Annotated in this window: 17 protein-coding genes; 9 read left to right on the forward strand and 8 right to left on the reverse strand. The window is 52.8% G+C overall.

What is annotated here, in order from left to right; genetic code table 11:
• Window positions 1–44: 44 nt before the first annotated feature.
• The 4 genes from KI228_RS08700 to KI228_RS08715 form a co-directional block, all read right to left on the reverse strand.
• A complete protein-coding gene (locus KI228_RS08700) occupies window positions 45–869 on the reverse strand; it encodes a hypothetical protein (protein ID WP_043001066.1) in 825 nt (274 codons plus the stop codon).
• A complete protein-coding gene (locus KI228_RS08705; RefSeq protein WP_192575756.1) occupies window positions 866–2,221 on the reverse strand; it encodes a lipopolysaccharide biosynthesis protein in 1,356 nt (451 codons plus the stop codon). Before KI228_RS08705 ends, KI228_RS08700 begins: the two co-directional genes overlap by 4 nt.
• Window positions 2,222–2,313: 92 nt before the next feature.
• Window positions 2,314–3,105, reverse strand: a complete 792-nt coding sequence (locus KI228_RS08710) for a nucleoside/nucleotide kinase family protein (protein WP_061070263.1) — start codon at window positions 3,103–3,105, stop codon at window positions 2,314–2,316.
• Between the two features lie 11 nt (window positions 3,106–3,116).
• The gene (locus tag KI228_RS08715; RefSeq protein ID WP_044264040.1) at window positions 3,117–3,860 is read right to left on the reverse strand and encodes a nucleoside/nucleotide kinase family protein; all 744 of its coding nucleotides are present in this window, start codon (window positions 3,858–3,860) and stop codon (window positions 3,117–3,119) included.
• 171 nt (window positions 3,861–4,031) lie between these two features.
• Here KI228_RS08715 and KI228_RS08720 point away from each other — a divergent pair, with 171 nt between their 5' ends.
• A complete protein-coding gene (locus KI228_RS08720; RefSeq protein ID WP_061070262.1) occupies window positions 4,032–4,766 on the forward strand; it encodes a dTMP kinase in 735 nt (244 codons plus the stop codon).
• A gap of 69 nt (window positions 4,767–4,835) precedes the next feature.
• Here the strand turns inward: KI228_RS08720 and pitA are convergent, their stop codons facing one another.
• On the reverse strand, window positions 4,836–6,335 hold the full coding sequence (pitA, locus tag KI228_RS08725) for an inorganic phosphate transporter PitA (RefSeq protein ID WP_044264045.1): 1,500 nt from the start codon (window positions 6,333–6,335) through the stop codon (window positions 4,836–4,838).
• Between the two features lie 395 nt (window positions 6,336–6,730).
• On the opposite strand from pitA, the gene KI228_RS08730 reads away from it, so the two are divergent.
• Both KI228_RS08730 and KI228_RS08735 read left to right on the forward strand, forming a co-directional pair.
• Window positions 6,731–7,513 (forward strand): lipoprotein YafT, encoded by a 783-nt coding sequence (locus KI228_RS08730; RefSeq protein ID WP_061070687.1) that lies wholly within the window; start codon window positions 6,731–6,733, stop codon window positions 7,511–7,513.
• Window positions 7,514–7,818: 305 nt separating this feature from the next.
• Complete coding sequence (locus KI228_RS08735) at window positions 7,819–8,934, forward strand: AI-2E family transporter (RefSeq protein ID WP_043001062.1); 1,116 nt, start codon at window positions 7,819–7,821, stop codon at window positions 8,932–8,934.
• Between the two features lie 40 nt (window positions 8,935–8,974).
• On the opposite strand, the gene KI228_RS08740 is transcribed toward KI228_RS08735, so the two are convergent.
• The 3 genes from KI228_RS08740 to cbpA all read right to left on the reverse strand — a co-directional run bounded on the left by KI228_RS08740 (window position 8,975) and on the right by cbpA (window position 11,397).
• Window positions 8,975–10,054 carry a 4Fe-4S binding protein gene (locus KI228_RS08740; RefSeq protein WP_061070261.1) on the reverse strand — a complete coding sequence of 360 codons (1,080 nt, stop codon included), beginning with the start codon at window positions 10,052–10,054 and terminating at the stop codon, window positions 8,975–8,977.
• 117 nt (window positions 10,055–10,171) lie between these two features.
• Window positions 10,172–10,477, reverse strand: a complete 306-nt coding sequence (cbpM, locus tag KI228_RS08745; protein ID WP_061070260.1) for a chaperone modulator CbpM — start codon at window positions 10,475–10,477, stop codon at window positions 10,172–10,174.
• Window positions 10,477–11,397, reverse strand: coding sequence for a curved DNA-binding protein (cbpA, locus tag KI228_RS08750; protein WP_044258080.1), 921 nt, complete (start codon window positions 11,395–11,397; stop codon window positions 10,477–10,479). Before cbpA ends, cbpM begins: the two co-directional genes overlap by 1 nt.
• A gap of 181 nt (window positions 11,398–11,578) precedes the next feature.
• Between cbpA and KI228_RS08755 the strand changes: the two genes are divergently transcribed.
• From KI228_RS08755 to KI228_RS08780, 6 genes are all read left to right on the forward strand, one after another.
• Complete coding sequence (locus tag KI228_RS08755) at window positions 11,579–11,941, forward strand: hypothetical protein (RefSeq protein WP_043001957.1); 363 nt, start codon at window positions 11,579–11,581, stop codon at window positions 11,939–11,941.
• Between the two features lie 48 nt (window positions 11,942–11,989).
• Entirely contained in the window at window positions 11,990–13,870 is a 1,881-nt protein-coding gene (locus tag KI228_RS08760; RefSeq protein ID WP_061070259.1) for a cytochrome c biogenesis protein CcdA, read from the forward strand.
• Window positions 13,867–14,499, forward strand: coding sequence for a DsbA family protein (locus tag KI228_RS08765; RefSeq protein WP_061070258.1), 633 nt, complete (start codon window positions 13,867–13,869; stop codon window positions 14,497–14,499). Before KI228_RS08760 ends, KI228_RS08765 begins: the two co-directional genes overlap by 4 nt.
• Window positions 14,489–14,995: a protein disulfide oxidoreductase gene (locus tag KI228_RS08770; RefSeq protein WP_044258074.1), complete on the forward strand. Its 507-nt coding sequence runs from the start codon at window positions 14,489–14,491 to the stop codon at window positions 14,993–14,995. The genes KI228_RS08765 and KI228_RS08770 overlap by 11 nt, the downstream gene beginning before the upstream one ends.
• Window positions 14,996–15,186: 191 nt before the next feature.
• Window positions 15,187–15,939, forward strand: coding sequence for an NADH:ubiquinone reductase (Na(+)-transporting) subunit C (nqrC, locus tag KI228_RS08775; protein ID WP_061070257.1), 753 nt, complete (start codon window positions 15,187–15,189; stop codon window positions 15,937–15,939).
• A 263-nt stretch (window positions 15,940–16,202) separates the two neighbouring features.
• Entirely contained in the window at window positions 16,203–18,140 is a 1,938-nt protein-coding gene (locus tag KI228_RS08780; RefSeq protein WP_054177336.1) for an FTR1 family iron permease, read from the forward strand.
• The last annotated feature ends 3 nt before the right edge of the window (window positions 18,141–18,143 follow it).

Raw genomic sequence — 18,143 nt, forward strand, 5'->3', positions numbered from 1 at the left:
CTTTATTTCGCTGAGTCGGGATGGAGAATCCTGTGTCGGGCAATCTACAGAGGATAACGGGCGAGCCATTGCTCTATACGGCCACGAATATCGCCATTCAGTGCGCAGGGCTCGTCGTACGGTGTTCGCATTTCCATTGCATCGGCCACCATCTCATCATGCCGGTCTCCCATCAGACCGTTAATAGCAGCCAGAAAGCGGGAGATGGCGCGAGCATCGTGATTGTCAGGTTCGAGAGAGCGTAACGTATCGAAATAAGAAACCTGCTGACTGATGATTTTTCGCATAGTGTGGAATTCACGTCCTGTCAGTTGCGGTTGGGCCAGCAGGTCCCGTAGCGTGCGCATTTGCGCCTGACAATAGGTGGTAAATCCGTTGGCCGTTTCTGGCTGACTGTGGTGCAAGGAATACTGGACAACCCACCAGACGGGAAGGCTCAGGAAAAGACGCAAGCGCTTTCCATAGGTGGCAATAATCGTTTTATTTCCGTTACGAAACCCGTCCTGGAAGTGGCCGAGAAAAACGGTGGTTTTGCTAAATAAACGGCCTGCCTGGTGGTTCTTGCGATAGAGACGCAGCGCGAAACGTAAATGCTTATAACGCGCGCGAATGTATTTGTACTGCATCCGTTCGTTATCTGACAGCTCGCCGCCGCGTAATTGTTTCAGTACCAAATGCAGTAAGTCCGTTCGGGTAAAACCCTCCTCCCAAAACTGCAGGCACAAATCATAACAGCGACGGATATTGTCCTCGGTGCAGTAGGTATGAATATGTTCCGGTAGAGTGGCATGGCGATCAACGATGTCGTCTTCTTCCACCGCTGCAAAGAGGCGTTGAAGAACGTCTGGCGAGAATTTTTCGTGTGTCATGAGTGAGTCTCTTTGCCTGCGGTAAATGGCAAGCGCTGACGATGGCGATAGGCGTGTAATGTCGGGATCAGGGAAAGCAGCACATCCAGGCATTGTCCGGCGAAATAAGCAAATGCCGCGCCGATTACGCCAAAGAGATGCGACAGCCCTGGTAGCAGGACTATGTAGGCGATAGAAGCCAGGGTCTGTGCGGTCAGAAAAGCCCGCTGTTTGCCGGACATAAGCAGCAGCGATTCCTGAGGAAACCCCAACATTGAGACGATAATTGCACCAAGCATAATCTGGATGAGGTCATACGCCTGGAGGTATTTGACGCCAAAAACCAGCGAAATAAGCGGCTTACCAACAATCACCACCGCAAGTGCTACGACGATTCCAATCCCGCCGGCCAGCAACGCGGATTTCATTCCCAGTTGCCACGGCTTTTTGCTGCGCGGATCTAAGCGCATCACTTCGGGATAAAAGCTCTTTGCAAGCAGCTGCGCTGGCGTTCCTGTCGCATCAAAGAAAGTCATCGCAATTTTAAACAGCCCGGCGGCGGCAGGGCCGAGAACGACACCCACCAATACCGTGCTGCAGGAGTTTCTCGCAGACCAGATCGTGTGGGCAAAGTTGGTTGCCCAGACAAAATTCCATGCGCCTTCAAGGCGGCGCGCCGACTCAAACAGTCGTGGGCGTAGCGCACCGTGAATATTCCGGCTACGCAGTTCGCGCGCGGCAAACCACCAGTACATTGTGCCGCCGACCAGGCTGGAGGCGTACCAGGTGATCACAAAACCGGCAAACCCAAAATCGCCGAAATACGCGATAACGCTGCCCAGCGCGCGCAGGAAAGGTTTGGTGGCCTGCTGTACGGCAATCAAATCAAAACGGTTTACCGCCCGCAAAATCCCCGTCGGGGTTGATGAGGCCATTGATGGGATCAGCGTGCAGTACAGCATTGCCAGCCAAAAGCTGTCTGCATTGAGGCCTAATGAATGCGAAAGAAACGGCAGTAACCCCATCCCGCAAAGGATCGCCGCAGCACCGCTGGCGATATCCAGGCTAAATGAAAAAGAGATCACATCGCGGAACTGCTGCTGATTATTATTTTCCAGCGCGGGTGTGCCGTACTGAACGACCAGTTGCCAGGTCTGGAATTTGGCAAAATCGCTAATGGCTTTGGTGTACGACTGAACAATGACCAGCACGCCGAACATCGCAGGCGTCATCCCTTTACCGGCGCAGGAAAGCGCCAGTAACCCCAGCAGGGCGCTCACCACATTGCTGGAGCCTAAATAGGCGCTGTTACGAATGATGGTGCGAAACGCGCCATCAGCAAACCACTTTTTCATCGGATAAAAACCCGCCAGACCTGTTAATGATCACTCAGCAGGAGCAAACCCGCCCAGCATAAAATCTCAGGCCAGTGACGCGTACGTGCCTGAGTTCAGAGATTCTTTTGCTATGAGTGCTCCCCGATTTCGGGCAGGACGCTGGCGTGTTGTGATAAAACGCGCCTGCGCTGAGAATCCCGGGCCGTAACGGAGGCGGCTGCCAGCGCTTTTTCCAGCACCTCGCGGTAGGGCGCTCTGGAATCCAGATCGAGAATTCTCGAGCCGTTGTAGGTGAGCTTCATCATGACGTCGATTTTGTCGCGCAACTCGTTGTAGTCGTGGTCGGGCTTACGGGAAAATGCGGTACCAATATCGATATCAAGACGAATGATGAGTTCAGGACGATATAACGCCATTTCCTGATACAGGCGGGATTCGCGCCTGGCCATGCGGGTTTTCACCCAGCCCGTTGCGCGTTCGACGCCAATCCCCGGTCCGTCATAATGAAAACCGGAAATTTCGGCCTGAGGGTAGCGATCGCTAATCACCAGCACGCCGCTTTGCACCAGTCGCCGGACCTTGCGTAAGTTAGCCATCCGGCGTAGCGAGAACCCGTACATAATTAACGCCGCCCAAAGTGCGGGAGCCCGGGTACTCATGCTCTGCGTTTTTGACGACTTGGTCGCCAGTCGTCGTTCAAGCCATGTCCCGATAAGCGGCAGACGTTTGATTTTGTCGCCATCTTCTCCGGAAACAAGTCCCAGATAGCGGCGTTCAGTTACCCACATTTTCTGCAGGTTTTTTACCAAATCCGCCGTCAGCGTGGATTTACCGGTGCCATCACAGCCCACCACGGCAATCAGTCCCGGAATATATTCCGGTAATGGCCCGTTCTGGGGGCTTAAGTTCTCTGTGTCCATGTCGTTCCGTCTTAAAAAGGACTCGCAAATCCGATCCGGTGATCGCGAAGAGAGGTCTGAATTGAGCGTAATGACTCAGTAAGAATTTTATCCGCCGGCTCCCGACCGTTCAGTTCGAGGATTGGTGCTCCGTTGAACGTCAGATGCGGCGTGACCGCGATCTTCTCGTGGAGCACGGCAAGGGGATGATCAGGCTTACGTGAGAAGGCGGTTTCTTCATCGATATCCAGCCGGATCAACAGCAGAGGCCGCCAGGAGGCCATCCACTGGTACAACTGGAGTTCACGGGCTTTCAGGAGTCGTACCCACCGATTACCGCCAGCCGTTTTGGCCAACTGCGGCCCGTCGAAGCGAAAACCGGGCACTTCCGCCTGGGGATAACGATCGACGATGAACAGCGTGCCTTGCCGACTCTGAATTAGCATGCTGCGGAATTTGTACGCTCTCCAGCAAGAGAGCAGGAAGATCACCAGCGCCGTGATGTTTCCTGGCGGCGCAGAAGGACTCTGGTGTACGTGTGCCGCTTTTTTTCGCAGATAACGCCCCAACAACGCCCCGACAACAGGCAAATGTTCAATCCATTCACCAATACGACCAGAGGACTGCCCGAGATAAAGCTGTTTTGTTGGCAACTGTAGGGCGAGATGCGACGTCAGGCTGGCTGCCAGGGTTGATTTACCTGAACCATCGCAACCGACTATAGCAATCACCCGTGCGAAAGGGGGAGGTATAGTGGGAATAGTATATTGACTCACGAAAGATCCAGTTTAAATAATTAATTGAGGGCGGCGGTTGTGTGCCAAGAATATCTGTTCAATAAAGTTGTGACAATGGGTAATTGTCGTTTTAGTATTAACAATTATATCCGGAAGGAGAGTCGGATAATAAATTATTCATGGTGGGTATTTTTGTTTAAGGGTGTATTTATGCAATCAATTAAACCTCCGCTAATAGCCGTTATTGGCAGCGATGGTTCGGGGAAAACAACGGTCTGCGAACATCTTGTTATCTGTTTGCAGAAATATGGCCCGACTGAAAAAGTTCATCTGGGTAAACAGGCAGGAAATGTAGGGCGCGCCGTGGTTAAATTACCGTTAATGGGTAATTCATTAGGTAACGTTATCGAACGTAATAAAGTTAAAACTGCAAAAAAATTACCTGGAGTGGTACCTGCATTAGTGATTATGTTTTTCGTTGCGCGTCGGTTATTGCGGTTTCGCCATATGCTGACGTGTCGTCGGCAGGGCCTCATTGTGTTAGCCGATCGCTACCCTCAGATACAAATCCCCGGCGCTTATGATGGTACCGTATTTCCCGTCAATACAGAGGGGAGTCGCTTCGTGAGTTGGTTGGCCGAACAAGAACGCTCGGCGTTTCACTGGATGGCCAGCCATAAGCCGGATTTAGTGATAAAACTGAATGTTGATCTCGACGTTGCTTGTGTACGTAAACCCGATCACCGTAGAGAAGCGCTGGCAAGAAAAATCGCGATAACACCACAACTGACCTTTGGCGGCGCGCCTCTGGTTGATATCGATGCTAATCAGCCGCTGGATGAAGTGCTGGCGGATGCGGAAAAAGCGATAACCGCGTTTATGGCTGCTCGTGGCTATCATCACACTGACGGTAATCAGCCCGCCGTTAGCTTTCATCCTCAGTAAGTATTGATGCCCAGTCTGGCGAACTGGGCATTCTCAGGTATATTCCGTTTCGCTAAGCCGGCAGTTGATTTAGATAAGTAGCAGGGAAGCCCAATACAGAAACCCGGACAGCAAAATCGCCGCTGGTAACGTGAATACCCAGGCCATCGCGATGCTGGTGACGGTTTTCCGCTGTAATCCGCCGCCGTCGACGATCATCGTTCCTGCGACGGCGGAAGAGAGCACATGCGTAGTAGAAACCGGCATCCCGATATAGCTGGCAAGACCAATGGAGATCGCCGCCGTGATCTGTGCGGACATTCCCTGGGCATAGGTCATCCCTTTTTTGCCAATCTTCTCGCCAATTGTGGTGGCCACGCGCCGCCAACCGATCATTGTTCCCATGCCCAACGCCAGCGCGACCGCCATGATTATCCAGATCGGCGCATATTCAATGGTGCTCAGCATGTCGGTTTTCAGTTTTTTCAACAGATGCACGTCGCTACGACTGATATCCGCTAGTTTTGCCACTTTATCTGCCGTATCGGAGATACACAGCATGATGCGTCGTAACTGACCGCGTTGCGGCACGCTTAATGTGTCGTAACTCTCCAGGTTTGCTGGTAACAGTGTTTTCACGCGACCCAGGGCATCCATCGTATTCGCCGGATGGCAATGAAATTCGGTGGTTGAGGAGGAATTCGCTGTCGGTACAGTAAGCGGTTGAGCCTTATCCACTACCTGTTTTATCACGTCAGGGTGCTGCTGAAAGTAGATTTCAAGATTGCTGACAGCATCACGCGTGCGGGTGATTTCGTAGCCTGAAGCGCTCATGTTCACCACGAAACCGGCAGGCGCAATCCCCACCAGTACCAGCATCACCAGGCCGATCCCTTTCTGACCATCGTTCGCGCCGTGAGAGAAGGCCACGCCCGCCGCTGAGGAGATGAGCGAAATACGCGTCCAGAATGGGGGTTTCTTTTTACCGCCTTTCTTTTTCCGTTCTTCAGGAAGACGGTGGATGCGATCGCGTTTTTTAGTGCCGCTCCAGTAGCGGCGTAGCAGGAAGATCAGGCCGCCTGCGATCACCATTCCGACGACGGGAGACGCAATCAACGACGCAAAGATATTGACCACCGCCGGGATGTTTAACGCATCGACTACCGAAGTCCCGTTCATCAGTGCGTTGGTGAGCCCAATCCCAATAATTGCGCCTATTAGGGTATGAGAACTGGAGGCCGGTAACCCGAAATACCAGGTTCCAAGGTTCCAGATAATCGCCGCCAGTAACAGGGAAAAAATCATCGCGAGGCCACGTGACGACCCCATATTGAGCAGTAAATCCGTGGGTAGCATATGCACAATGGCATAGGCAACGCTGAGTCCGCCCAGCAGGACGCCAAAGAAGTTGAAAACCGCCGCCATCATCACTGCCAGATGGGGTTGCATGGCTCGGGTATAAATGACGGTCGCGACCGCATTGGCGGTGTCGTGAAATCCGTTTATGGCTTCGTAAAACAGGACAAAGACCAGCGCAAGTAAAAGCATCAAGCCGGTATATAAATCCAGACCAGAAAATAAATGTAGCATAGGGGATATACCGCCATTTTGAAGAGACGAACGGGCGCATTATCAGTGACTTTCGTGATTCGGGCAAAGTGAAATATCACCTTTTTTTGATATGACATCCGTATCGCATTATTTTTTGGATGATTATTTTTATCTAATTCAACGGGGTAGGAGATAATTTAGAAAGGAGAGGCATGCTTTTCTGGTTTTAATAATGGAGTGAGTGTCGATTGAGTCATTAGGCGAATCTGCATATATTCTCAACAATATAAAAACGGAATCTATAAAAGATTTATAAATATTTATTTTATGAATGATTGAAAAAGGGTAAATCCTGTTTTGTGGTGAGCTCCTTCAGGTATATAATTATTTTTGCTATGCAGGAATATATCGGATTAGATAAGGAACCGGGTAAAATGGATTTCAGGTCAGTAATATTGTCATGTGTAACCCTCTCTATTTTGTTGGGTTGTGTCACGCATTCCCCCATTGATGCGAAGAAAACCACATCGCAGGTGGAGAGTTCTGGCCGAAATACGACGTCACCCTCCTGGCTGACGGACAAAGATATTTTTGGTAATGAAACCACGCTGGCGATCTCTGAAGACGATATTCAGGCGGCACTGGCAGAAGACAATTTTCGCGTACCGCTGAACTCACCCGTCATTCTGGTACAGTCTGGCAATCGGGCGCCAGAGACGGTCATGCAGCAGGAAATGAGCCGCTATTACACGGTTGCGACGTTTTCCGGCATTCCGGACAGGCAAAAAAAAGCGATCTGTAATAAAGACAAAATCAAAGACGAGAACCAGGACGCGGCGGTTGCTGAGAATACCAACTGGATGCAGGCGCTACGCTACATTGCGGCGAAAGGGCATCAGAAAGCGATTATCGTTTATCAGGAGACGTTGCAGTCCGGTAGATTTGATGCCGCGACCAAAAGCATGGTCTGGTCGGATTTTAAAGCAGGGAAACAGCCTGACAGCACATCGCTACGCTATCTGGTGCGTTTCACGCTGGTGGATGTCGCGAGTGGCGATTGGGCGACCTGGTCACCGTTTAATTATGAGACCAAAATACTAACCCCGCAGCCTGGACAGAAGGCATCCGTAGAGACGGTGACGGAACAGCAGATTGTGCAACTTAAGCAACAAACGTATGCCGCAATGGTTAAGGACCTGGTGGCGCGTTATCAGTAACGCGCGACGTCTGCCATAGGTCATCCTGCTGGCAGACGGTTGCAGACGCTTCCCTAAACTGACCTGGCGTCCGTCCAGAGAGGCGAAACAGGTGTATTCAAGAAAGACGGGGAGACAGCGGCACTCCCTTCGTGTGTGCCGCATTCAGCAACCCTTGAGCGAAATGCCAACCCTTTTGGTGAAACAATAAGCACTATCACATTTTGAATGTGAAGTATTGGCTGGCGGTTTTCGTCTTGTCGGCTTTGTAAAATCCGCAATCAGTCCTATAGTCCACAGAGTTTCTTTGTTTACAGGATCCTCTAATGCGTTTTAACGGACTGAATAAAGGGTTTTTCCTCTTTCTTCTCGCCATGGTGACATGGGCTTTCTTCGACGTGCTGTCGCCATACTTTTCCGCCATTTTATGGGCTGCGATTCTGACGGTTATCTTCTACCCGGTAAAAAATAGGCTGCGTTCGGCGTTAGGGGAGCGTAACGGGGTAGCGTCTCTGCTGACGCTGGGTATCATCTGCCTGATCGTATTCATCCCGTTAATGCTGATCCTCTCATCACTCGCCGTTGAACTGAATGTGGTGTACACCAAGCTGCAGCATAACGACGCTCAGTTCCCGGAAGTGGTGGCGAGCTTGTTTGCGCATATGCCGGAGTGGGCGCGTTCGTTTCTTGCCGATCACTCCCTTGATAACGCCGCAAAAATCCAGCAGAAGCTGTCGGATGTGGTGCTAAAGGGCGGGCAATATCTGGCCGGGAGCGCCTTCCTGATTGGCAAAGGCACCTTTGGTTTCGCGATCAGTTTCGGCATCATGCTCTACCTGCTCTTTTTCCTGCTCAAGGATGGCCCGTTTCTGGTTCGGCAGATCCTCGACTCGCTACCGTTGTCGAATTTCGTTAAGCAACATCTGTTTGCAAAGTTTGCGGCGGTCTCCCGGGCGACGGTAAAAGGCACGGTTGTGGTGGCGATCGTGCAGGGGACGTTGGGCGGAATTGCGTTTTACATTGTGGGGATTGATGGCAGCATTCTGTGGGGGGCGCTGATGGCGTTTCTGTCCCTGATCCCGGCAGTGGGTTCCGCGATCGTCTGGGTGCCAGCCGCCATTTATCTTTTTTCGACGCAGCAACTGTGGCAGGGCTTTTTCATCGTCGGTTTCTTCGTGGTGGTGGTAGGGCTGGTGGATAATATTCTGCGCCCCATTCTGGTCGGCAAAGATACCAAAATGCCTGATTACCTGATTCTTATCACCACGGTGGGCGGAATGGAGATTTATGGCATCAATGGTTTCGTCATTGGTCCACTCGTTGCCGCGCTGTTTATCGCCTGCTGGAACATTCTTTCCGGGCGCGATCACGCGGGGAATACCGAAGAACTCGATAAAGATTTTATTGAGGATGGCATCGCTGAGGATAATAAAGCCGAGTGATGCAAATCCGGATGGCGGCAGATGCCCCATCCGGTATCCATTAATGACCAATCATTCTCGCTTCCGGGATCAACCGGAAGTAGAGGTGATCCGGCACTGGGCTGTTCCAGACGTCCATTAGCATCGCGAATGCGATAAGGGCAAACATTATGCCGAGTACCAGCAGCGTCATCGCCATACCCGATAATGTTCCTCGCCGTATTTCAGCGTTTCCCGTTGGTGTCCGCAGGGAAAATGTCAGCGTTGAAGCCACCGGACAGGATTCCACACAGGTCATACAGCCAGTGCATTCAACCGTTCGCACCTGAATCAGCTTATCCACCGGGATTTGCGACGGGCAGTTTTTGGCACATTTCCCGCAATCAATACAGCTTTGCGCATTGCGGCGGATTTTGAATGGTGAGAGCAGGGAAAGCAGTCCGAGCAAGGCGCCATAGGGACACAGATAACGGCACCACGCGTTGCGAATGAACAAGCTTATGACCACCAGAAGGGCGATGCTCAGCAGGGTGATTGTGCCGATATTGCGAAAGAAATCGAGCATCTTCACATCGATAATAATCCCGTAGGCCGACATTAAAAAATACTGAATGCCCTGCGCTGGCATTGACAGCGAAATGTAGAGAAAAAAGGCCAGCAGCAGATATTTCAGGCTGCGCAGAGGGATATCCAGCCAACGGGGCAACGTAAAATTGCGACCAAACAATCTCTTACCCACATCGGCGATGAGTTCAGACAACGTACCTACCGGGCACAGCCACGAGCAGAACGACTTTTTGAGCAACAGACTTACCAGCATAAACGCGGCCAGCAGCAGCATGGCGGCGGCGTGAACAGGGGGAAGGATGCCGGTTTCCAGCGTATAGCGCAGGTTCATCAAGCCTGCGATGGGCAGCCAACCTTCAATGCCGCCAGGCCGGGAAACGTACAGACTGGTGCCGCCGGTTTCGTAATAACGCACCCAGTAGTAAAACGTCACGCCAATATAAATATTGATCGCCATCAGCAGCCACTGCGTAGCTTTGCGCCAGGTAGAGGCATTACGCCAGTCGTTCCATGGCAGTTTACCGCCCGTTGTTCCGGGGCGGCGTTGCCAGCGCTTTCTGCTTTTTTCGCTCATTGCCTTCTGACGTCCATAAAATGGCATTTTGAATGCTACTATCGTACGGCTATCCCGTTGAGCCAGCGTTGATTTATATCATTGCCTGATAATTAGGCAGCTTACGCTGCCCAATATTTATGGATGAGTCATAAAACGCGCGAGCCGCTGTCGTAGCAGGCGGTTTTCCTGTCGTAAACGTGCGTTCTCTTCCAGTAGCGTGAGCGCCACGGCGATCCCCGGCCAGTCAAGCGCCAGTTCTTCACGTAACCGCAGGGCGCGCTGTACCACAGTGGCGGCATGATCGTCGAACTGCCAGCTGTCCGCCGTTTCGGTGTAAGGTTCGATGACGCCCAGACCCACGATCTCGTTCAGGTCTTCCTCCGTCACGCCGGTGCGCAGGCAAAATTCGGTAACCGTAAAAGTGATGGTGACGTTAGCCATTATGCTTTCCCCCAATCTTTGCGCGGATCAAATCCTGACTGTGCCTCTGCCAGTTGCTGCCACAGCGCAGTCGCACGTTCATCCGGTTTAGGCGGCATCACGATCTTCAGCACGACATACAAATCACCGGTCTGTTTTTTACTGACCAGACCTTTACCTTTGATGCGTAAACGTTGTCCGGCCTGGCTGCCGGGGGGAATGGTGACCAGAATGCTCTCTTTCAGCGTGGGGACGGCAATCTTTGCGCCCAGCGCGGCTTCCCATGGGGCGAGCGGGACCACAATTTCCAGATCCTGGTTAACGATATCAAACAGGGGATGTGGCGCGATGTGGATTACCAGCCATAAATCGCCATTCGGTCCACCGTTTTCACCCGGCGTCCCCTGGCCTTTCAGACGAATACGCTGACCATTGCCGACACCCGCCGGAATTTTCACATTCAGGGTTTTTGGAATTTCACGTTCAATCATGCCAAACGCATTGTAGACCGGCAGGTTATAGCTAATGGTTCGGTTGTGTTCAGCGAGTGTTTCTTCAAGAAAAACCGCGACTTCAATTTCAATATCATGTCCACGGCTGGCATGGCGCTGGCGAGACTGACGCGCGTGCTGACCAAAAATAGAGGAGAAGATATCGTCGAAGTCTTCGGCGTTGTAACTCTGGTTCTCTCCCTGCTGGAACTGACGGTTGAATTGCGGGTCATTGCGGTGTTGCCAGAGCTGATCGTACTCCGCGCGTCGCTGCTCATCGCTCAGCACTTCCCAGGCTTCAGCGACCTCTTTAAAGCGGGCTTCAGCATCGGGTTCTTTACTGACATCGGGATGATATTTGCGGGCCAGTCGGCGGTAAGCGGTCTTGATAGTCTTGAGATCGTCCGTCGGTTTCACGCCCATGATGGCGTAATAATCCTTTAATTCCATAGCGTTCTCTCGGGTTAATCAATACAGGCTAAAGGGATCCCTTAAAAGGTGTCATCGATAAGTGTAGGGTAATCCTGTCGAGGATGAATGCCAACCAGCGAAACAACATATCTTTACAGCCCAGAGGTTGCGTAAAACACGCCAGCCGCTAAGATAACTCGCGTCAATGAGTGAGGGTGTGATGGCGAAACGTCAACGGATGGGATGGTGGTTCCTCTGCCTGGCATGTGTCGTGGTGATGGTCTGTACCGCGCAGCGCATGGCGGGCCTGCATGCGTTGCAGATGGAGACCACCGCGATCGCGGCGACGGCGTCGCCGACGTCCGTGACAGAGGAAGCATCTCCCGTGACCCCGTGCGAGCTCAGTGCGAAATCGCTGCTTGCCGCGCCACCGGTCGTTTTTGAAGGCGCGATCCTCGCGCTCTGTTTACTCCTTGCCTTGTTAACGCCGTTCAGGACGGTACGCTTACCGTTCTTCCCACAACGCGTTATTTCTCCCCCCAGACTTCGGGTCCATCTCAGATTCTGCGTTTTCCGCGAATGACAGACTGGCTGTTTCGTACAGTAAGTTAATCATTCATGGAGAAAAATTATGATGTATGCCTTCAGGCAGGGACTGATCTGCCTGTTATTACTCTGGCTGCCCGCATCGTGGGCGGCAGAGAGCGGCTGGCTGCGTTCCCCGCAGAACGATCATGCCAGCGTACGACTGCGCGCCGATACGTCAGCACAGGGAGAAACCCGTCTGCTGATCGACGTCAAACTGGAAAACGGCTGGAAGACGTACTGGCGTTCGCCGGGGGAAGGCGGCGTTGCGCCTGCCATTGCCTGGCAAGGAGAGATGCCCGTGGTGGACTGGTTCTGGCCGACACCGGACCGTTTTGACGTCGCCGGTATGACCACCCAGGGCTATCACCAACAGGTCACGTTTCCGCTGGCCGTCCGGGGACACACTCCCGACCGCATTGCCGGTGTGCTGACGCTCTCTACCTGTAGCAACGTGTGTCTGCTGACCGACTACCCGTTTTCGCTTACGGCCTCTCAACAGGATGCCGGATTTGCGCATGATTATGCTCAGGCGATGGGACGTGTGCCCTTGGCGCAGGGTCTGACTCAAACCCTGATCGCTGGTGCGCGTGACGGCGAGTTGGTGATCGAGGCGCAGCGCCGCGGTGGCTGGACCGCACCCGAGCTGTTCCTCGATAGCGTAGAGGACACGGATTTTGCTAAACCGCTGATCCGGGTCGATGGCGACAGACTGCACGCGACGGTGCCGGTTCACGATAGCTGGGGGGAAGGGGCGCCGAATTTACGCGGTAAATCGCTCACGCTGGTGCTGGCGGATAACGGTGTGGCGCAGGAGAGCCAGCTTATCGTGGGTGATGCGCCGGTGACAGAATCCGCCAGACTCTCGCTCTGGCAGGTGGTTCTTATGGCGCTGATGGGAGGCGTGATCCTTAATCTGATGCCTTGCGTATTGCCGGTGCTGGGGATGAAGCTGGGTTCGATTTTGCTCGTTGAGGAGAAAAACCGCCACCAGATACGACGGCAGTTCCTCGCGTCGGTCGGGGGGATTTTGATCTCCTTCATGGCGCTGGCATTACTGATGACTGTGCTACGACTGAGCAATCAGGCGCTCGGTTGGGGTATCCAGTTCCAGAATCCGTGGTTTATTGGCGCGATGGTGCTGGTGATGCTGACCTTCAGCGCCAGTCTGTTCGGCCTGTTTGAATTTCGCCTGCCGTCATCAATGACCACCCGACTCGCGACTTACGGTGGTAACGGCTTGGCGGGACATTTCTGGCAGGGCGCGTTTGCCACGCTGCTGGCGACACCGTGCAGCGCACCGTTTCTCGGTACAGCCGTGGCGGTGGCGCTGACGGCATCGCTGCCCGTGCTGTGGGGGCTTTTCTTCGCCCTCGGCGTTGGGATGAGTCTGCCGTGGTTGCTGGTCGCCCTGCGTCCGGGGCTGGCGCTTCGTCTGCCGCGACCGGGACGCTGGATGAACGGACTGCGACGCTTGCTCGGCTTAATGATGCTCGGTTCTGCACTCTGGCTGGCAACGCTACTTTTGCCTCATCTGGGTTTTACCTCCCAAAGTGCGGCGAAAGAGAGTGTCCGCTGGCAGCCGCTTAGCGAGCAGGCGATCACCGACGCGCTTGCGCAAAATAAGCGCGTATTTATCGATGTGACCGCCGACTGGTGCATTACCTGCAAGGTCAATAAATATAACGTGCTGAACACCGACGCGGTGCAGGCGGCGCTACAGCAACCGGATGTCGTGGCCCTGCGCGGCGACTGGACGCTGCCGTCTGATGACATTACGGCGTTTCTGAAATCACGCGGCCAGGTTGCCGTACCGTATAACCAAATCTATGGTCCCGGCTTACCGAAAGGTCAGGCGCTGCCGACGTTATTAACGCGCGACGGTCTGTTAGAAACACTGGCTAAAGCGAAAGGAGAAACGCCATGAAATCCCTGATCATCCTGTTATTAACCCTGTTCAGCGCGTTCAGCGCGTTCAGCCATGCCAAAGATGTCGCGCCGTTTACCCCGGAGCAAGAAAAACAGATCGAAGCCCTCATTCAGGAGGCGTTGTTTAACGATCCGGCCAGTCCGCGATTTGGCGCAAAACAGGCAAAACTGACGCTGGTGAATTTTACCGACTACAACTGTCCGTACTGCAAACAGCTTGATCCGCTGCTGGAAAAACTGGTGGCGAAATACCCTGACGTGGCGGTGATTATCAAACCGCTGCCGTTTAAAGGCGAAAGCTCGGTGCTCTCTGCGCGGACGGCGCTCACCACCTGGCGTGAGCATCCACAGCAGTTCCTCGCACTGCATGTAAAGCTGATGCAAAAGAAGGGATACCACACTGACGTCAGCATTAAACAGGCGCAGGAAAAATCGGCGGCCAGCCCGGTCATACTGGATGAAAAAAGCAATGAAACGCTACGTACCAATCTGCAACTGGCGCGACTCGTCGGCGTTCAGGGAACACCCGCGACGATCGTTGGTGATGAGCTGATCCCGGGGGCCGTCTCCTGGGAGGTGCTTGAAGAAGTTGTTAAAGAAAAACTGGCGGTGGCAAATGGTCAGTAAGTTGCGGAGATGGCTGCGCGAAGGTGTGTTTTTTTTGCTCCTGTTGGCTGGTGGAATGTGGCTAATGGATGCCTGGCGCGCGCCACAGGCACCAACGGCTTTCGACAGTACACCGCTTTACACGCTGGATGGCGAACGGGTAACGCTGGCGGCATTAAGTGAGGAAGAGCCGCTACTCATCTATTTTTGGGCCACCTGGTGTGGCGTTTGCCGCTATACCACACCGGACGTTGCCCGCTTGCAGGCACAAGGGGAGAAGGTGCTGACCATCGCGCTGCGTTCGGGAGATGAACAGACGATTGCGCGCTGGCTGGCGCGTAAAGGGATCTCTTTTCCCGTGGTCAACGATGCTAATGGCGCACTTTCCCGAAGTTGGGATATCAGCGTCACCCCCACGCTGATTGTGTTGTCAAAAGGGCAGGTGGTTTCTACGACCAGCGGCTGGACCAGCTACTGGGGGATGCGCCTGCGGCTAGGGTGGGCGAAAATCAGTTGAGTCAAAACCGGGGAAACCCGGTTTTTTTACACCATAAAATAGCCGTAACACTATGTGATTTAAATATTTAAGGCAGAAAGTAAACGGGTTGAATCTATATTTTCGCGGTTTTTATCATTGCAAATGACAAGGAGTAATGGCATATCATATAGCGATATAACGATGTTAATGCTTACAGGGATTATAAATAAATGCGCAAGGGTAAAGTTATTATTGCATCAATGATGGTGCTTTGTGTTCTTATTTTTCTAATTGCGATCGCCTGGTTTATGTTGTTTCAGGGGGAAATGACGGCGCCGACGGAAGAAGAAAAAAAAACTGCTGTTTTACAGGCTGCGGGCTTACTTAAGACGGATGCTCAGGATAAAAAACCGATTGAGAGTTTATATCAGCGTGCGATTATCGTGCGCACGGTGAATCTCGATTCCGGCGAGTGGGTGACGGATAAAACGGCCGCACAAGGATGTAAAAAACTCGCTCCGGAGCAGGACCCTGCACAGATTCGTCAACGCTGTTCGCTGGCGGAAGTTTATCTGGTAAAAGATAAGTATAATAAGATTCAGCAGGTTATCATTCCTGTTTCGGGCAAAGGAGCGAAATCGATGATGCATGCATTTCTCTCTTTGGGACTGGACGGTCGTACGGTGAACAATCTGTATTATTATCAGCAGCGGGAGACGCCATTTCTGGGGGCCAGAGTGAAAGATGAAAGCTGGCGTCAACAATGGCCGGGAAAAAAGGTGGCTGATGATAATGGAACGCCGGCGTTGAAAATAGTTCAGGAGAAATCAGGGAAGTATAATGAATATACCGTTGATGGTATTTCTGGTGCGACGCTGACGTCAACGGGCGTTGAAAAGAGTATTAACTACTGGATCAGTGAGCAGGGTTATGGCCCATTTTTGCAGCGACTGAAACAAGACCCGGAGATGTTGTATCGCTGAATTAAGTGTACCTGCGGATAATTTACTTTAAGCCTGTAGGCGCAGTATCACTCATTTTTTACGGATTTACGCAACGTAACATTTAATTCCTGACGGTCGGGGGCGTATATTACCCGCCGTCAGATTTCGCCCTCCATCACATATCAATGAAATAAATTTACATAACTTGTCACCCGTTGACATTTTTATGATCCAGGTCATGTACAACGCCAGCAAAAATCGATAATGATAATAATTATCATTTGTGTTATTTGGTGCGTATCGTGCGTAAGTTTTGCCTCTCACTGCTGGTAACTCTCTTCAGTCTGCTCATAAGCGTTAGCGTATGGGCCGCGACAAACTATGCTCCGTTTATTGAGGATATTGAGCAACGCCTTGATAAAACAGCAGAACTTTATTCTCAACAGCGCACCGATGAGGCGCGCCGCACGGTACAAATGGCCTACTTTGAGGTGTTTGAAAATCTCGAAGGCCCCATCCGCATCAACATCTCCGCCAGTAAAAGTTACGAAATGGAGAGCGCCTTCGGTGAAATCCGGCGGATGATTGGCGAGAAAAAACCGCTCGCTGATGTGCAGTCGAAAATCGACTGGCTGAAGGCATCGCTACGAGAAGTCGAACCGGTGCTGGACGGCGGACACCGACTGGTGGCGGAAGAGCAGCACAGCGCGCTCACCCGAACGGATATCGCTGTTCACTGGCAAGAGAGCGTCCGTATTATCGACGATCTGCTGGCCCAGGCGGTGAATGACTATCAGGCCGGGAACTACGCTACGGCCAGTCAGCATGTCCAGCAGGCGCACTATCAGGGATTCAAAAACTCTGAGATGGAAATGTCGGTCAGGCAGAATCGCTCAGCCAAAGATGCCGCAGCCATCAACCAACAGTTTTCCGCGCTGATTGCACTTGCCGCTCAACCCGATCGCCTCAACGACGTCTCTTATCAGGTCACCACGCTCTTACAGGATATTGAGGATATTCTGCCAGGCTTACCGACAACCCGCGACGATCAGCTGATTGCAGCCCCACAAACCGCAGACAACGGTCCGGCGGCGGAGGAGAGTACGCGGACAAACTGGGGTGAAGTGGCGGGCGGAATCAATCAGAGCATTCAGGACGCTATTGCGCGGTATCAACGCGGCGAGACGCAGAATGCCATTCTGGATGTTCAGGACAGCTATTTCGATCGCTTCGAAGCCAGCGGCATGGAAAACAAAATCGGCTCCCGTGATTCGGCGTTCAAAACCACGCTGGAAGCCTACTTCACCCGTCTGGTCAGCTTGATGAAGGCTGGTCAACCGGCAGAAAGACTCCAGTCAGAAGCGAGCGCGCTCGAGCAGGATCTGCAAAAAGCGGTGACGATGCTTGGCGAAGGAGAAGAGACGCAATGGAGTCTGCTGCTTTACAGCCTGATGATCATCGTCCGTGAAGGGTTGGAAGCCCTGCTGATCGTGGCGGCGATTGTCGCCTACATGGTGAAAAACAATCATCAGGATAAGCTGCCGCTGATTCGCCAGTCAGTGATCGTAGCCCTGGTCGCCAGCGTAATCACCGCAGTGATTTTCCAGTTGCTGTTCACCAACTCGGGCGCCAGTCGGGAACTGCTGGAAGGCATCACGATGTTGATTGCAGTCGTGATGCTGTTCTTCATGAGCTACTGGCTGCTGTCCAAAGTGGAAGCCCGACACTGGAAGGCCTGGCTGGAAGGCAAGCTGTCCCACTCGCTGACGACAGGGTCGCTGGTGGGGCTTTGGCTGACTAGTTTCCTCGCGGTCTATCGCGAAGGCGCCGAAACGGTTCTGTTCTACTACGCCCTGATCGGCGATGCCAAAGATGTCGCCGGACACATGGCGATTGGCGCGGGCTTTGTTATTGGCTGTGTCGTGTTACTGGCGGCGTGGCTGGTCATGCGTTATTCGGTGGTGCGTTTGCCGCTGAAACCCTTCTTTATGTTTACCGGCAGTTTCATGTACCTGATGGCCTTCGTGTTTGCGGGCAAAGGTGTACTGGAGCTGGTGGAAGGCAAACTGTTCCAGCCAACGTTGATTAACGGTTTCCCGGAAATCAGCTGGCTGGGGATTTATCCCTATGTGGAAACGCTGTTACCGCAGGCCGTATTGCTGCTCGCTGCGCTGGTTGCGCTGTGGGTTATGCGGCGAAAAAGCGCCGTTCCTGGGGAAACAATAAAAAACACTCTGTAGTTG

The organism is Citrobacter amalonaticus (assembly GCF_018323885.1).
Taxonomy (GTDB): domain Bacteria; phylum Pseudomonadota; class Gammaproteobacteria; order Enterobacterales; family Enterobacteriaceae; genus Citrobacter_A; species Citrobacter_A amalonaticus.

Coding starts and splice junctions, on each gene's coding strand:
- KI228_RS08700 (WP_043001066.1), bottom strand. CDS start 869: ATGACACACGAAAAATTCTCGCCAGACGTTCTTCAACGCCTCTTTGCA.
- KI228_RS08710 (WP_061070263.1), bottom strand. CDS start 3,105: ATGGACACAGAGAACTTAAGCCCCCAGAACGGGCCATTACCGGAATAT.
- KI228_RS08720 (WP_061070262.1), top strand. CDS start 4,032: ATGCAATCAATTAAACCTCCGCTAATAGCCGTTATTGGCAGCGATGGT.
- pitA (WP_044264045.1), bottom strand. CDS start 6,335: ATGCTACATTTATTTTCTGGTCTGGATTTATATACCGGCTTGATGCTT.
- KI228_RS08730 (WP_061070687.1), top strand. CDS start 6,731: ATGGATTTCAGGTCAGTAATATTGTCATGTGTAACCCTCTCTATTTTG.
- KI228_RS08735 (WP_043001062.1), top strand. CDS start 7,819: ATGCGTTTTAACGGACTGAATAAAGGGTTTTTCCTCTTTCTTCTCGCC.
- KI228_RS08740 (WP_061070261.1), bottom strand. CDS start 10,054: ATGAGCGAAAAAAGCAGAAAGCGCTGGCAACGCCGCCCCGGAACAACG.
- cbpM (WP_061070260.1), bottom strand. CDS start 10,477: ATGGCTAACGTCACCATCACTTTTACGGTTACCGAATTTTGCCTGCGC.
- cbpA (WP_044258080.1), bottom strand. CDS start 11,397: ATGGAATTAAAGGATTATTACGCCATCATGGGCGTGAAACCGACGGAC.
- KI228_RS08755 (WP_043001957.1), top strand. CDS start 11,579: ATGGCGAAACGTCAACGGATGGGATGGTGGTTCCTCTGCCTGGCATGT.
- KI228_RS08760 (WP_061070259.1), top strand. CDS start 11,990: ATGATGTATGCCTTCAGGCAGGGACTGATCTGCCTGTTATTACTCTGG.
- KI228_RS08765 (WP_061070258.1), top strand. CDS start 13,867: ATGAAATCCCTGATCATCCTGTTATTAACCCTGTTCAGCGCGTTCAGC.
- KI228_RS08770 (WP_044258074.1), top strand. CDS start 14,489: ATGGTCAGTAAGTTGCGGAGATGGCTGCGCGAAGGTGTGTTTTTTTTG.
- nqrC (WP_061070257.1), top strand. CDS start 15,187: ATGCGCAAGGGTAAAGTTATTATTGCATCAATGATGGTGCTTTGTGTT.